This window comes from Curtobacterium sp. MCBD17_030 (genome assembly GCF_003224255.1).
Taxonomy (GTDB): Bacteria; Actinomycetota; Actinomycetes; order Actinomycetales; family Microbacteriaceae; genus Curtobacterium.
This window is the reverse complement of the sequence record NZ_QKLI01000008.1, coordinates 24184-38604: the sequence shown is the minus strand read 5'-3', so window position 1 is coordinate 38604 and position 14421 is coordinate 24184. Positions and strand designations below refer to the sequence as shown.

At 71.5% G+C, this 14421-nt stretch carries 11 protein-coding genes; 9 read left to right on the top strand and 2 right to left on the bottom strand.

The genetic code is table 11. From position 1 onward, the window contains the following. Positions 1–147 precede the first annotated feature (147 nt). Both DEI89_RS09165 and DEI89_RS09160 read right to left on the bottom strand, forming a co-directional pair. On the bottom strand, positions 148–978 hold the full coding sequence (locus DEI89_RS09165; protein ID WP_110903746.1) for an aldo/keto reductase: 831 nt from the start codon (positions 976–978) through the stop codon (positions 148–150). 69 nt (positions 979–1047) lie between these two features. Next, positions 1048–1470: a pilus assembly protein CpaE gene (locus DEI89_RS09160; protein ID WP_110903745.1), complete on the bottom strand. Its 423-nt coding sequence runs from the start codon at positions 1468–1470 to the stop codon at positions 1048–1050. Positions 1471–1766: 296 nt separating this feature from the next. Here DEI89_RS09160 and DEI89_RS09155 point away from each other — a divergent pair, with 296 nt between their 5' ends. From DEI89_RS09155 to DEI89_RS09115, 9 genes are all read left to right on the top strand, one after another. Next, positions 1767–4412 carry a glycoside hydrolase family 2 protein gene (locus DEI89_RS09155; RefSeq protein ID WP_110903744.1) on the top strand — a complete coding sequence of 882 codons (2646 nt, stop codon included), beginning with the start codon at positions 1767–1769 and terminating at the stop codon, positions 4410–4412. A gap of 99 nt (positions 4413–4511) precedes the next feature. Then, the gene (locus tag DEI89_RS09150) at positions 4512–5966 is read left to right on the top strand and encodes a sugar transferase (RefSeq protein WP_110903743.1); all 1455 of its coding nucleotides are present in this window, start codon (positions 4512–4514) and stop codon (positions 5964–5966) included. 189 nt (positions 5967–6155) lie between these two features. Continuing rightward, positions 6156–6482 carry a twin-arginine translocase TatA/TatE family subunit gene (gene tatA / locus DEI89_RS09145; protein WP_110903742.1) on the top strand — a complete coding sequence of 109 codons (327 nt, stop codon included), beginning with the start codon at positions 6156–6158 and terminating at the stop codon, positions 6480–6482. 138 nt (positions 6483–6620) lie between these two features. Then, positions 6621–8045 (top strand): MFS transporter, encoded by a 1425-nt coding sequence (locus DEI89_RS09140; RefSeq protein ID WP_110903741.1) that lies wholly within the window; start codon positions 6621–6623, stop codon positions 8043–8045. A gap of 72 nt (positions 8046–8117) precedes the next feature. Next, positions 8118–10295 (top strand): ATP-dependent Clp protease ATP-binding subunit, encoded by a 2178-nt coding sequence (locus DEI89_RS09135; RefSeq protein ID WP_110903740.1) that lies wholly within the window; start codon positions 8118–8120, stop codon positions 10293–10295. A gap of 72 nt (positions 10296–10367) precedes the next feature. Beyond that, positions 10368–10943: a DUF2231 domain-containing protein gene (locus DEI89_RS09130; protein WP_110903739.1), complete on the top strand. Its 576-nt coding sequence runs from the start codon at positions 10368–10370 to the stop codon at positions 10941–10943. 55 nt (positions 10944–10998) lie between these two features. Continuing rightward, positions 10999–11652: a response regulator transcription factor gene (locus tag DEI89_RS09125; RefSeq protein WP_110903738.1), complete on the top strand. Its 654-nt coding sequence runs from the start codon at positions 10999–11001 to the stop codon at positions 11650–11652. Further along, positions 11649–13337 (top strand): HAMP domain-containing sensor histidine kinase, encoded by a 1689-nt coding sequence (locus DEI89_RS09120; protein WP_110903737.1) that lies wholly within the window; start codon positions 11649–11651, stop codon positions 13335–13337. Before DEI89_RS09125 ends, DEI89_RS09120 begins: the two co-directional genes overlap by 4 nt. Then, positions 13334–14392 (top strand): efflux RND transporter periplasmic adaptor subunit, encoded by a 1059-nt coding sequence (locus DEI89_RS09115; RefSeq protein ID WP_110903736.1) that lies wholly within the window; start codon positions 13334–13336, stop codon positions 14390–14392. The genes DEI89_RS09120 and DEI89_RS09115 overlap by 4 nt, the downstream gene beginning before the upstream one ends. Positions 14393–14421: the final 29 nt, after the last annotated feature.

The following is a 14421-nucleotide window of genomic DNA, read 5'->3' as shown; positions in this document are numbered from 1 at the left end:
TTCCTGTCCACGCGGAGCGCATGGACAGGCTGTATGTTGCATGCAATATGCTGGTGATATCTCGAATGCAATGCGCATCCGCGCACGTCGCCGGAACGTACGAAAGCCCCGACCATCGGGCCGGGGCTCTCCTCGTTCCGCGATGGATCAGGCCGGGACGAAGTCGAACGTGTCGGGGTCGGGGCCCGTGCGGTGCCCCTTGTCGAGCGTCGAGATGTCGGTCATGTCCTCGTCCGAGAGCTCGAAGTCGAAGATCGCGAAGTTCTCCTCGACGCGCGAACGGGTGACCGACTTCGGGAACACGATGTCGCCGCGCTGGATGTGCCAGCGGAGGACCACCTGTGCCGGGGTCTTGCCCGTGGCACCGGCGATGCGGGTGATGGTCTCGTCGTCGAGCACGAGGCCCTGCGCGATCGGTGACCAGGCCTCGGTCGCGATGCCGAGCTCGGTGTCCACCGCGCGCAGCTCGTCCTGCGTCAGGTACGGGTGCACCTCGATCTGGTTCACGGCGGGCGTCACGGTCGTCTCGGCGATGAGTCGGCGCAGGTGGTGCGCCTGGAAGTTCGAGACGCCGATGGAGCGAGCGGTGCCGGCGGCGTAGAGCTCCTCGAGCGCCTTCCACGTCGGGACGAAGTCCGAGACGGTCGGCAGCGGCCAGTGGATGAGGAACAGGTCGGTGTAGCCACCGAGCAGCTCGGCCGACTTCCTGCCGTTCTCCAGGGCTGCTTCGGGGGCGTGGAAGCCGTTGTTGAGCTTCGAGGTGACGAAGATCTCCGAGCGGTCGATGCCGGATTCGGCGATGGCCTCGCCGACCTCCTTCTCGTTGCCGTACATCTCGGCGGTGTCGATGTGGCGGTAGCCGACCTCGAGCGCGGCGAGGGTCGCTGCCTTCGTCTCGGAGGGGTCGATCTGGAAGACGCCGAAGCCGAGCTGCGGGATCGTGCGTCCGTCGTTGAGCGTGATGTTCGGAACGGTCATGCCTCCAGACAACACCCGTGGCCCCACGAGTCGTCCCCGGGTTCCCAGGCGGGCTGGTCCGTCCCGGTGCTACTCGAGCGCGGCGGTGATGTAGGCGGCCAACGCCTGCGCGTAGGAGATCGCCGGGTCGGCGGCCGCGAAGGAGCGGTCCTCGCCGGTGATCACGGCCGTCACCGTCCACACTGTCCGGTCGTCCGGCCCGGACACACGGGTGAGCCTCACGAACGACGGACCGAGGAGTTCCCGGAGCTGGTCCTCCCGGGGCAGCCACAGCGACTCGGCGGCCGAGACCGAGTCGAGCGCCCACTCCGTCGTCCCGTTGAAGCCCAGGAACGTGCCGGTGGGGTGGTCGTGCCGCTCGACGGTCATCTCCGACACCGTGTAGACGTCGTCGTCGACCCCCGGCTTGTCGATCACGAAGCGGTCGCCGGTCTCCGGGTGCCACCGGAGACCGGCGTCACGCAGGGAGCGGGCGAGTTCGACACTGATCATGCGCTCCAGCCTGGCACTCGACCGTCGGAGTCGACCGGGAGGCGCGGGGCCGGGATCGCGCTCTCCTCGCGCACTCGGGACGACGTGGACCGGTTCCGGACCTGGATGACGGACAGCCGTACTAGCATCACCGAGCATCCCGCGTGCGGTCGCCCGTCGATCCACGTGCGTGACGCGACGACCGCCGGGGGACCGGTGCCGAGCCTCCCGGCCGTGGCCGACGGGGGTGGCGGACCGGGGGACGACGTCCCGGACCGCGGTCGACGCGGACCGACCCCCAGCAGAGAAGGACCCGCATGACCCTCGAACGCGAGGAACTCCGCGACGACTGGACCGTGTCCGCGGCTGAGGAAGGGGGACGCGGGAGCGTCCCCGACGCCGTCCGTGGCCGGGCGCTCACGGCGACCGTCCCGGGCCAGGTGCACACCGACCTCGAGCGCGAGGGGCTGCTGCCGGACCCGACCTCCGACCGCAACGAAGCGACGACGGCATGGGTCGGGCAGACCGACTGGCTGTACCGCCGGACCGTCGACGTGGACCCGCGCGGGTTCGAGCGGGTCGACCTGGTCTGCGACGGCCTGGACACCGTCGCCACCCTGACCCTCGACGGCGTGCAGGTCGGCACGACGCGCAACATGCACCGGCGCTACCGGTTCGATCTGCTCGACATGACCGACGGCACGAACGCCAGCACCGACCGCGAACTCGAGATCCTGTTCGAGTCGCCGTACCGCGAGGCCGAGCGGGTGGCAGCGCGTGCGGGCACGATGCCGGGGCCCTACGACGAGCCGTTCCCGTACGTGCGCAAGATGGCCTCGAACTTCGGCTGGGACTGGGGCCTGACCGCCGTCACGAGCGGGCCGTGGCGCCCGGTCGCCATCGAGCGCTGGTCCACCGCTCGGCTGCGTGACGTCCGGCCCCTCGTGGACGTCGAGGCCGGCGAGGGTGTCCTCGACGCGCACGTCGCGTTCGAGCGCTCCGGCATGAACGACCTGGACCAGGACGGTGAGGACGACGACCTCGTGCTCGTCGTCACGGTGTCGGGCCACGGGACGAAGCAGCGCTCGCGCGTCACCGTGACGCCGAAGGAGGACGAGGCCGTCGTGACGGTCCGGATCCCGGACGCCGAACTGTGGTGGCCCCGCGGGTACGGCCCGCAGCCGCTGTACGACGTCGAGGTGCACCTGCAGACCGTCGACGGCGACGTGCTCGACCGCTCGTCGTTCCGGACGGGCTTCCGCTCGGTGGTCGTCGACACGGCCGAGGACTCCGTCGGACGGCCGTTCGCGATCCGTGTGAACAGCACCGTCATCGACGTCCGCGGGGTGAACTGGATCCCGGACGACGTGATCGTCTCGCGGGTCACGAAGGAGCGGTACGCCGAGCGCCTCGACGCCGCCGTGGCCCTGAACGCGAACCTCGTCCGGGTCTGGGGCGGCGGCGTGTACGAGTCGCACGACTTCTACCAGCGCTGCGACGAGCTGGGTTTGCTCGTGTGGCAGGACTTCCTGTTCGCGTGCGCCTCGTACCCCGAGATCGAGCCGATCCGCAGCGAGGTCGTCGCCGAGGCGCGGGACAACGTCGCTCGTCTGTCGCGGCACCCGTCCCTGGTGGTCTGGAACGGGAACAACGAGAACATCTGGCTGCACGACGCCGACGGCTGGGGCGAGGAACTCGGCGACCGCGGTTGGGGACTCGACTACTACCTGGACCTGCTGCCGACGATCGTGGACGCGGTGGACCCCTCCCGCTTCTACACGGTGGCCTCGCCCTGGTCGGGCTCGGAGTCGCTCGAACCGAACGACGTGGACCACGAGACGCACCACTCGTGGGACGTCTGGAACCGGGTGTCCGACGAGCACTACCGGGACTCGGTCCCGCGCTTCGTTGCGGAGTTCGGCTGGCAGGCGCCCCCCGCCTGGCGGACCCTGCGCGAGGCCGTGACCGACCAACCGATGACCCCGACGTCGCCGGGTGTGGTGCACCACCAGAAGGCCGACGACGGCATGGGCAAGTTGGCCCGTGGCCTCGAGCCGCGCTTCGGCGAGGGCTGGGAGTCGGACTTCGACCGGTGGCACTGGCTGACGCAGCTGCAGCAGTCCCGCGCCGTCGCGACCGGCGTCGAGCACTGGCGGACGCACTGGCCGCGCAACACCGGCGTCATCGTGTGGCAGCTCAACGACCTGTGGTCGGTCTCGTCGTGGTCCGCCATCGACTCCGCGGGCCGCCGCAAGCCGCTTGCGCACGAACTGCGCCGCCTGTACGACGACGTGCTGGTGACGATCCGGCCGGTCTCGACCGTGGTCACCGCAGTGACGCCGCTCGCCCCGGGTGCGGAGCGGGTCGACCGGTCGGGAGGCGCGCACCCGCCGACCGCGCAGCTGCCGGTCCCCGACACGGCCGGCTCCCCGATCGAGGTCGCGGTCCGCTCGTCGCGGAACGGCATCGACTCCGTCGTCCGGGTGCGGCGGATCGACCTCGCCGGGCAGATCCTGGCCGAGGAGTACCTGCCGGTGGTCCTCGACGGCCCCGGGGTCGCCGTGGTGCGCCTGCCGGCCTCCGTCGGCGTGGTCGCGGATGCGCGTGGTGAGCTCGTCGTGGCGGACATGGACTGGCGTCGGGCCGTCTGGACGCCCGCCCCGGACCGGGACATGCGCTGGCAGCCCGCGCACTACCGTGTGACGGTCTCGGACGAGCCGGACCGCTCCGGCGTGCGGATGGTCGTGGAGGCGGACTCGCTCGTACGGGACCTGCTCGTGCAGCCGGACCGGGTGTCGCCGACGGGCACCGTCGACCGTGGGTTCATGACGCTCCTGCCCGGTGAGCGGGTGGAGTACCGCGTCGGCGGGGTGACGGGCGCGGACGCTGCGGCCCTGACCTCGGCGCCGGTGCTCTGGACGCTCGACCGGGTGCTGGCCGACGACGAACCCATCGCCATCTGATATGTCCGGGTGATATGCTGGACTCCTGTGTGGTGACCACGGTGACGACGGTTCCACGCAAGCCGGCCGCAGCACGGCCGTGCTCGAGCTGGAGGCCCGATGTCCAACACCCTCACCCGTCCGGTCGACGAGAGCGTCGTCGCGCACGCTCACCCGCGTCTCCGCGCGGTCCGGATCGGCATGGCCGTGACGGACCTGCTCGTCCTGATCGCTGCCTTCGTCACCGCCCAGGCCGTCCGCTCCCCGTCGGAGACGCCGACGTCGCACGGTGACGTCGGCTGGCTCGTGGGGGCGCTGACCGTCCTGCTGTGGGCGGTGCTGCTCACGACGATGCGGACCCGCGACCCCCGCATCATCGGTCTGGGCGGGGACGAGTACCGACGGCTGCTGACCGCGTGCCTCACCACGGGCGGTGCGCTTGCCGTGACCGCCTTCCTGCTGGACCTGGACATCGCCCGTGGCTACGTCGCCGTCGCGTTCCCGGTCGCCCTCGTCCTGCTCGTCCTCGGCCGCAGGGCGTGGCGCACGGTGCTCGTCCACCGCCGAGCCGCTGGCCACCACCTGGTCGACGTCCTGCTCGTGGGCGACCTGGACGACGTCGAGTACGTCGGGAGCCGCATCCTCGCGACCCCGGCGGCCGGCTACCGCGTGCGGGGCGTCCTCACCGACACGCTGCCGTCCGGGCGGTCGGCAGCGATCGGGCCGACCGAGACGAGCGTGCTCGGCGGTGTCGACGACGTCCTCCAGGTCGCTGGCCAGACGGCCGTCGGCGCTGTCGTCTTCACCGGGGCGATCGCTGGCGGCCACGAACGACTGCGCCGACTCGGCTGGGAACTCGAGCGAGCGGGGGTCGAACTCGTCGTGTCCTCGCCACTCGTCGACGTCGCTGCCGCACGGGTGCACCACCGCGCCGTCGACGGTCTGCCGCTCATGCACGTCGAGACGCCGGACTACACGCGGCGGATGAGCAAGCGCCTCTTCGACGTCGTCGGCGCCGCGTGCGGACTGTTGGTCCTCGCTCCGGTGGCAGCGGTCATCGCCGTCGCGATCCGCCTCGATGACGGTGGTCCGGTCCTGTTCCGTCAGCACCGAGTCGGCCGCGGCGGCGTGGAGTTCCCGATCGTCAAGTTCCGGACGATGTGCGTCGACGCGGAGGCCCGGAAGGCCGAGTTGCTCTCCGCGGACGAGGGTGCCGGCCCGCTCTTCAAGGTGCACGCCGACCCGCGGGTCACCAGGGTCGGGGCGTTCCTCCGTCGTACGTCCCTCGACGAGTTGCCGCAGCTCTGGAACGTCCTGACCGGCTCGATGAGCCTGGTCGGGCCTCGTCCGGCCCTGCCGTGCGAGGTCGCGGTGTACGCGGACTTCGCCGAGCGTCGCCTGCTGGTGACTCCGGGCATCACCGGGCTCTGGCAGGTGAGCGGCCGTTCGGACCTGGACTGGGCCGAGGGGGTCCGGCTCGACCTGCACTACGTCGAGAACTGGTCCTTCCTGCACGACCTCGTCATCCTGGCCCGGACCGTCCCGTCGGTGCTGCGATCGCGCGGCGCCTACTGATCCACGCTGCCGGATGCACGGCGACCCTGGACGATCGGTGTCCGTTGCCGCAGGCGTCTGGGCTTCCCGGGCAGCGGGAGTTAGCATGGACGGACAGCGGGACACCGCCGGGTCGGTCGACGATGACCGGGCAACGCGACCAGGAAGCCTGGTCGGACGGCGACCAGTTCCAGTACCGAAGGAGTCATCATGTTGCAAGGCCTCACCGGAGTCCACCTGGTGATCATCCTGGGCATCGTGCTGCTGCTGTTCGGTGCGACGAAGCTCCCGGCGCTCGCCAAGGGCCTCGGCCAGTCGATCAACGTCTTCAAGAAGGAGATGGACACCGACGACCGCAAGAAGACCGGAGCCGCCGGGCAGGACGCCGCCGCGTATGACGCGAACGCCCCGGTGCACACCACCGCCGCTCCCGTCCAGCAGCCGACGGCGCAGTACCCGAGCAGCAACGGCGTGCAGCAGCCGGTCGTGAGCCCCGGCCCCTCGACGCCGCCGAACGGCGACTCCCGCTCCCTCTAGACCGCCGATCCATCGGCATCCCGGCCCCGGGACCGATGACAGCCAACGTGCGACGAGCACGGGGGCTGTCATCGTCATCGGGCGACGCCCGGTTGCGCGGGGGCGCGGACGGACCACCGATGGGCGCATGATGGCCCAATGACGTCCGCCGCCGCCGCAGACCGCCCGGCGACAACAGCGCCCCTGCACGACGACCGCCGCCTGGTGCTCCTGGTCGCGATCCTGGCCTCGTTCGTCGTCGGACTGGACTCGAGCGTCGTGAACGTCGCCCTCCCCGCCATCCGGACGGAGCTCGGCGGCGGGCTGGTCGTCCAGCAGTGGACGGTGGACGCGTACCTCGTGACCCTCGGGTCGCTGATCCTGGTCGCGGGTTCGCTCTCGGACCTGTTCGGCCGAGTGCGCATCATCACGTGGGGCCTCGTCGTCTTCGGCATCGCCTCGGTCGTCTGCGCGATCGCGCCGTCCGGCGAGGTGCTCATCGTCGCCCGGGCGCTCCAGGGCGTCGGTGGTGCGCTGGTGACCCCGAGCGCGTTGGCGTTGATCGTGGCGGCCTTCCGCGGTGGAGCGCAGGCGAAGGCGATCGGCGCGTGGACGGCCTGGTCGAGTGCGGCGATGATCCTGGGCCCGGTCGTCGGCGGCGTCGTGGTGGACGGCATCGGGTGGCGCTGGATCTTCGTGCTGACCGCCGTCCCCGTCGCGGTGACGATCCCGCTCGTCCGGCGCGTCACCACCGAGGTCCGCGTGGGAGCGCACGCCCGGGTCGACCTCGTCGGAGCGGTGCTCGCCGTCGTCGGTGTCGGCGGCGTCGTCCTGGGGCTCATCGAGCAGGAGCGACTGGGGTGGGGTTCGCCGGTGGTCGTCAGTGCGCTCGTGCTCGGCGGGGCCGCCCTGGTGGCGTTCGTGCCGTGGGAGCTCCGGGTGAGCCGTGCCTCGGGGGCGCCGCTCGTGCCGCTCGGGCTCTTCCGCGCGCGGAACTTCACCGTCGGCAACCTCGCGACGCTCTCCATCTACGGGGCGCTCGGGATGGTGTTCTTCGTCGTGACCCTGTTCCTGCAGGAGGTCTGGGGCTTCCCGGCGTGGGTCGCCGGGCTGGCGACCCTGCCCCCGACCCTGATGCTCCTGGCGCTGTCGACCACCGTCGGGTCGCTCTCCGGCCGGTTCGGGCCACGCTGGTTCATGGCGGCAGGGCCGGCGATCGCGGCGGTCGGGGCGCTGCTCATGCTCCTCGCCGATGACGACCCAGCCGGGTACTGGTGGTCGGTCCTGCCGGGGCTCGTCCTGGTCGGGGCGGGCATCGCGACGATGGTCACGCCGCTGACGAGTGCCGTCCTCGGGTCCGTCCCGCAGGACGAGGCCGGGGCGGGCTCGGCGGTCAACAACGCGATCGCGCGGATCGCGGGCCTGGTGACGGTCGCGCTCGCCGGAGTGTTCCTCGGCGGCGAGGTCAGTGTCGACGGACTGCACCGGGCGATGGTCGTGATGGCGCTGCTGCTCGCGGCGGGCGCCGTCGTCAGCGCAGTCGGCATCCGGAACGAGCCCGCGGAATCCACACCCGTGGAGTAAACTTGAGTCATCAGGACTCAACTGAGTCCGAGGACCTGACCACACGACCACCGCAACGGAAGGACGGAACGCATGGCGAACCTCCAGGGCGCGCCGGATTCGCAGGAGAAGCAGAAGACGGCGCTCGAACAGTACGGCGTCGACCTCACGGCGATCGCGCGGAGCGGCAAGCTCGACCCGGTGATCGGCCGCGACGCCGAGATCCGCCGGGTCTCGCAGGTGCTGACCCGTCGGACCAAGAACAACCCCGTGCTCATCGGAGAACCCGGCGTCGGCAAGACCGCCGTCGTCGAGGGGCTCGCGCAGCGGATCGTCGCCGGTGACGTCGCCGACTCGCTCAAGGACAAGCGGCTCGTCTCGCTCGACATCTCGGCGCTCATCGCCGGCGCGAAGTACCGCGGTGAGTTCGAGGAGCGGCTGAAGGCCGTCCTCAAGGAGATCAACGACGCCGACGGCCAGGTCATCACCTTCATCGACGAGCTGCACACCCTGATGGGCGCCGGCGGTGGCGAGGGCTCGGTCGCCGCGTCGAACATGCTCAAGCCGATGCTCGCCCGCGGCGAACTCCGACTCATCGGCGCGACGACGCTCGACGAGTACCGCGAGTACATCGAGAAGGACGCTGCCCTCGAACGGCGGTTCCAGCAGGTGTACGTGGGGGAGCCGAGCGTCGAGGACACCATCGCCATCCTCCGCGGGCTCAAGGAGCGCTACGAGGCGCACCACAAGGTGACGATCAACGACCAGGCGCTCGTCGCGGCCGCGGCGCTGTCCAACCGGTACATCGCGGGGCGACAGCTGCCGGACAAGGCGATCGACCTGATCGACGAGGCAGCGTCACGACTCCGGATGGAGATCGACTCGAGCCCCGTCGAGATCGACGAGCTCAAGCGGAGCGTCGACCGGCTGCGGGTGGAGGAGTTCGCCCTGAAGCAGGAGAAGGACGACGCCTCGAAGGCCCGGCTCGCCACCCTCCGCGACGAACTGGCCTCGCGAGGCGAGCGGCTCGCCGCGCTCGAGGCCCGGTGGCAGGCCGAGCGCGCGAACCTCAACCGCATCGGCGAACTCAAGCAAGAGCTCGACGACCTCAACATGCGGTCCCAGCGGGCGCAGCGGGAGGCTGACTACGAGCTGGTTTCGCGGCTCGAGTACGCCGAGAAGCCCCGGATCGAAGCCGAACTCGCGGCCGCCGAACAGGCCGAGCAGGGTGAGCGGATGGTGAACGACAGCGTCACCGACGAGGACATCGCCGCCGTGATCGCCCAGTGGACGGGCATCCCGATGGGACGTCTGCTGCAGGGCGAGACCGAGAAGCTCCTGCACCTGGAGACCGAGCTCGGCCGCCGGATCATCGGGCAGCGCACCGCGGTCGGCACCGTGTCGGAAGCGGTCCGCCGCACCCGTGCCGGCATCTCCGACCCGGACCGGCCGACCGGCTCGTTCCTGTTCCTCGGGCCCACCGGTGTCGGCAAGACCGAGCTGGCCAAGGCGCTCGCCGAGTTCCTGTTCGACGACGAGAAAGCACTCGTCCGCATCGACATGAGCGAGTACGGCGAGAAGCACTCGATCGCACGGCTGATCGGTGCCCCGCCCGGGTACGTCGGGTACGAGGCCGGCGGGCAGCTCACCGAAGCCGTCCGGCGCCGTCCGTACTCGGTGATCCTGCTCGACGAGGTCGAGAAGGCCCACCCCGAGGTCTTCGACGTGCTGCTGCAGGTGCTCGACGACGGACGGCTCACCGACGGTCAGGGCCGGACGGTCGACTTCCGGAACACGATCCTGATCCTCACCTCGAACCTCGGGTCGCAGTTCCTCACCGACAGCACGCTGACGCCCGAGCAGCGCGAGGACTCCGTCCGCGACCTGGTCCGGCAGGCATTCCGGCCGGAGTTCGTCAACCGCCTCGACGACATCGTGGTGTTCCAGGCGCTCACGCAGGACGACCTGGGGCAGATCGTCTCGATCTCGGTCGACCGGCTCGCCCGACGCCTGTCCGACCGACGGTTGGAGCTCGCGGTCACGCCGGCCGCGCGGACCTGGCTCGCCGAACGCGGGCACGACCCGGCGTACGGTGCCCGGCCGCTCCGCCGCCTCATGCAGCGGCAGATCGACGACCAGCTGGCGCGGGCGATCCTGGCCGGCGACGTCCGGGACGGCGACACCGTCCGCGTGGACGTCGCGGACGACGGCGAGGGCCTGCTGGTCGAGCCGTTCGCGGTCGGCGAGGTGGACGAGGTCGTCGCGGAGTAGCGATCGGCCGTCGACCCGGGCCCGCGCCGGTCCCTGAGACCGGTGCGGGCCCGCAGGCCTAGGTTCGGCAGCATGCCGGAGATCCGCGCCCTGCGCCGCCTGACCGAATCCATCGAACACGCCAGCGTCCTCGACAAAGCCGTCGACCTCGACCGGAAGGTGGTGCGCGCACTGGCGCGGCCACGCGCCCTGCGGCAACTGCTGCACGGCGTCCCGTTCGGGCACCCGATCCACCCGCTCATGGTGCAGGTGCCGCTCGGCGCCTGGATCTCCGCAGCGGTCCTCGACCTGGTCGGCGGTCGTGGCAACGCCAAGGCCGCGAAGACCCTGGTCGGCGTCGGTGTCGTCTCCGCGGGCAGCGCGAGCGTCGCCGGCTACGTGGACTGGTCGGCGCTGGACCGCGAGCAGCTCCGCACGGGGTGGGTGCACCAGGCGGTCAACTGGGTCGGGCTGACGCTCTACGGGTTCTCCTGGCTGCAGCGGAAGCGCGGCAACACCGGGGCCGGGAAGCTCCTCGGGTTCGCGGGACTGACGGTCGTCAGCGTCGGTGGGTACCTGGGCGGACACCTGTCCTACCGGCAGCGCGCCGGGGTCAGTCGCGACGGCGAGGTCCCCTACGAGTCGGACGGTGCGCCTGAGTCTGCGTGACCGGTCCCGCTGATCCACCCAGCGAACATGTAGCATTCCACCGTACGGTACCGCGATGCGCGTACTGGTGGTGGACGACGAGATCCCGCTGGCCGACCTGATCGTCCGGGGCCTGCAGCGGCAGGACATGGCCGTCGACGTGGCGTACCGCGGCGACGACGCCGACGAGCTCCTGTCGGTGAACGACTACGACGTCGTCGTGCTCGACCGGGACGTCCCGGGGATGCACGGCGACGAGGTCGCTCGCCGGACCACCGCCCGTGCTTCCCTCACCCGGGTGCTCATGCTCACCGCGGCGTCCACGCTCACCGACCGGGTGAACGGTCTCGAACTCGGTGCGGACGACTACCTGACGAAACCGTTCGAGTACCCGGAGCTCGTCGCACGCGTCCGGGCACTCGGTCGGCGGAGCGGCGCGCCGGTGGCTCCCGTGCTCGAGCGGGACGGCATCGTGCTTGACTCGAACCGGCGGATGGTCACCCGCGACGGGCGTCCGCTCGTCCTGACGAGCAAGGAGCTCGGCGTGCTCGAGGTCCTGCTGCGAGCAGACGGGCGGATCGTCGCCGCCGAGGAGCTGCTCGAGAAGGTCTGGGACGCGAACGTCGACCCGTTCACCGCGGCCGTGCGGGTGACGATGTCGAAGCTCCGGAGGAAGCTCGGTGCACCGGACCCGATCCGCACCGTGCCCGGCTCCGGCTACGCGCTGTGAGGCGTGTCGGGAGCATCCGGACCCGCACCGCGCTCGCGTTCGCCGTCACGTCCATGGCGCTCGCTGCGGCCGCGATCACCGTCGTGAACCTCGGGTCGCAGGCATCGCTCGGACAGGTGGTGCTGGAGCGTCAGGCCGACCGGAGCGGGGGTGGGCAGGCCGGCACCGTGGCGGCGGTGACCGTGTCGGCGGTCGCCGACCTGCAGTGGCGCTGGACCGTGCTCGGCGTCGCCGGCGCCGGCGTCCTGGCCGGCGCCACGGGATGGGTCCTCGCGCGGCGGATGCTCGCACCCGTGGACCGGATCACCGCCACAGCCAGGCGGCTGTCCGCGTCGACGCTGCACGAGCGCCTCGGCCTCGACGGGCCGGACGACGAACTCCGACGTCTCTCGCGGACGATCGACGAACTCCTCGACCGGCTCGAGGCGTCGTTCGCGAGCCAACGGCGGTTCGTGGCGCAGGCCGCACACGAGCTCCGGACGCCGCTCGCCGTCCAGCGCGCCGCGATCCAGATCGGCCTGCCGGACGACGCCGGCCCGGACGAGGTCTCGGCGGCGCGGACCGAACTGCTCGAGCAGAACCGGCGGACCGAGCACCTCGTCGAGTCGCTCCTCGTGCTGGCCGAGGCGGAACGTGATCTGGGCGGGCAGACGGTGTCGGTCGACCTGGCCGCGACGACGGCGGAGGTCGTGGCGGAGCACCTCCGCGCCGCGACCGATGCCGGGGTGACGCTCACCTGGCGGACGGTGGGCGAGCCTCCCGGCCGGACCGTGCTCGCCGAACCGGTCCTGTTCCGTCAGCTGCTGCGGAACCTCGTCGACAACGCCCTCGAGTACAACGTCCCCGGCGGGTTCGTCCACGTCGACGTCACAGCCGGCACCCTGACGGTGGAGAACTCCGGGCCGCTGCTCACCGCCGGCGCCGTGGCGACGCTCACCGGACCGTTCCGACGAGCCCCCGGAACGGTCGCACAGCGGGAGGCGGCACAGCGGCCTCGGCCTGTCGATCGTGGCGACCGTCGTGCAGGCGCACGGGTGGTCGCTCGCGGTCGATCCACGGGTTGCCGGCGGGCTGACGGTCCGGGTGCACGCGGGGTCGGCGGCCGACGGTGTTTCGTCGGTGTCTCCTCCCGGGGACCGCTGACGAAACAGCCCGTCCGCTGTCCTGGTGGCATGCGAACAACGAACCGACCTCCGACACGGATCCTCGTCACCGCCGTCCTCGCGCTGGGCCTGGCCTCCGGCCTGACCGGGTGTGCCGGCGGCGGAGCACCCGATCCCGACAGCACGACCGCAGCGGCGGGGCTCGGTGCACAGTGGGGCAGTTGCATGCGATCCGCGGGTTTCGACGTCCAGGACCCGAGCGATGACCAGGTCCGCTCCGGCTCCGTGGTCGCCCCGCAGAGCGTCGACCAGGAGGAGTTCGGCACCGCGGCTGACTCCTGCGCCACCGAACTCGGTGTGCAGCGCGCCGACTCTGCCGCGAAGGAACAGTGGCGACGGGAGTACGACCAGGTCGCCTCCTGCGTCCGGGACGCCTACCCGGACTTCCCGGAACAGCGGCCTGGCACCCTGTCGTTCGACGAGTCGACCTACCCGCCGGCGGCCGAGCCGGGGTTCCAGCAGCTGGTCGACGAGTGCCTGCAGCGGTACTCGCCCGACACGAAGACGCAGGACGCCGGATGAGCCGCCGGACGCGGTTGATCGGCATCGCCAGCGCCTGCCTGGTCGGCGCACTCGCCGTCGGCACCGCCACCTGGTCGCTCGCCACCGCAGCGGACGGTGCCGCGACGCGGGCGAGTGCTCCGCAGTCGGATGGGGACCGCCACGGCACGACGACGGTGCCGGTGGAGCAGGGCGACCTCGTCGAGACCCGGACCATCGCGGGCGCGCTCGGCTACGGCACGCCCACCTCGGTACCCGGGGCAGCGAGCGGCACGCTCACCTGGTTGCCGCAGCCCGGCCAGGTCGTCCACCGCGACGAACCGCTCTACGCCGTGGACGAGCGACCCGTCCGCGCCCTGTACGGCACGACACCGCTCTGGCGGTCACTTCGCGCCGGTGCCCGGGGCGCCGACGTCCGGCAACTCACCGAGAACCTGGCCGCCCTCGGGTACGACGTCCCCGCCGACGACGTGTTCGGCGCCCGGACCGGGGCCGCCGTCCGCCAGTGGCAGCGGGACCGCGGGCTGCCCGTCACCGGGGTCGTGGACGGCGATCAGATCGCCTTCGTCGACGGTGCGGTGCGTGTCGCCTCGGTCGTGGGGCAGCTCGGGCAGCCGGTCGGCGGCGACGTCCTGCAGGTGACGAGCACGCACCGTGTCGTCTCGGTGCGGGTCCCCGCGCGGGACGCCGGACAGCTCGGCGTGGGGAGACGCGTCCGGGTGCTCGTCAACGGCGCCGGCGGCGCGATGCCGGGGTCGGTCACCGACGCGACCCCGGCCGAGACCGAGGACGGCCGGGACGAGGTCGACGTCACCGTGGCGTTCGACGCCGGCGACCGACGGCTGCCCGCAGCGGCCTCGGCGCAGGTGGTCGCCGAGGGGCGGACCGAGCGGGACGTGCTCTCCGTGCCCGTCTCGGCACTGGTCGCCCGTGGGAGTTCGGGGTACGCGGTCGAGGTCGTCGATCGGGACGGGTCGGCCGAGCGGGTCCCGGTCGAGGTCGGTCTCGTGGCGGACGGGCGCGCGGCGGTCACGGGAGACCTGGACGAGGGTGCGCGCGTGGTGGTGCCCTCGTGAACGGCGCCGTGCCCGTCCTGCCCGTACCC

Bases quoted from the DNA above. Each gene is read 5' to 3' on its own strand.
- DEI89_RS09165 (WP_110903746.1), bottom strand. From the start codon at position 978: ATGACCGTTCCGAACATCACGCTCAACGACGGACGCACGATCCCGCAG.
- DEI89_RS09160 (WP_110903745.1), bottom strand. From the start codon at position 1,470: ATGATCAGTGTCGAACTCGCCCGCTCCCTGCGTGACGCCGGTCTCCGG.
- DEI89_RS09155 (WP_110903744.1), top strand. From the start codon at position 1,767: ATGACCCTCGAACGCGAGGAACTCCGCGACGACTGGACCGTGTCCGCG.
- DEI89_RS09150 (WP_110903743.1), top strand. From the start codon at position 4,512: ATGTCCAACACCCTCACCCGTCCGGTCGACGAGAGCGTCGTCGCGCAC.
- tatA (WP_110903742.1), top strand. From the start codon at position 6,156: ATGTTGCAAGGCCTCACCGGAGTCCACCTGGTGATCATCCTGGGCATC.
- DEI89_RS09140 (WP_110903741.1), top strand. From the start codon at position 6,621: ATGACGTCCGCCGCCGCCGCAGACCGCCCGGCGACAACAGCGCCCCTG.
- DEI89_RS09135 (WP_110903740.1), top strand. From the start codon at position 8,118: ATGGCGAACCTCCAGGGCGCGCCGGATTCGCAGGAGAAGCAGAAGACG.
- DEI89_RS09130 (WP_110903739.1), top strand. From the start codon at position 10,368: ATGCCGGAGATCCGCGCCCTGCGCCGCCTGACCGAATCCATCGAACAC.
- DEI89_RS09125 (WP_110903738.1), top strand. From the start codon at position 10,999: ATGCGCGTACTGGTGGTGGACGACGAGATCCCGCTGGCCGACCTGATC.
- DEI89_RS09115 (WP_110903736.1), top strand. From the start codon at position 13,334: ATGAGCCGCCGGACGCGGTTGATCGGCATCGCCAGCGCCTGCCTGGTC.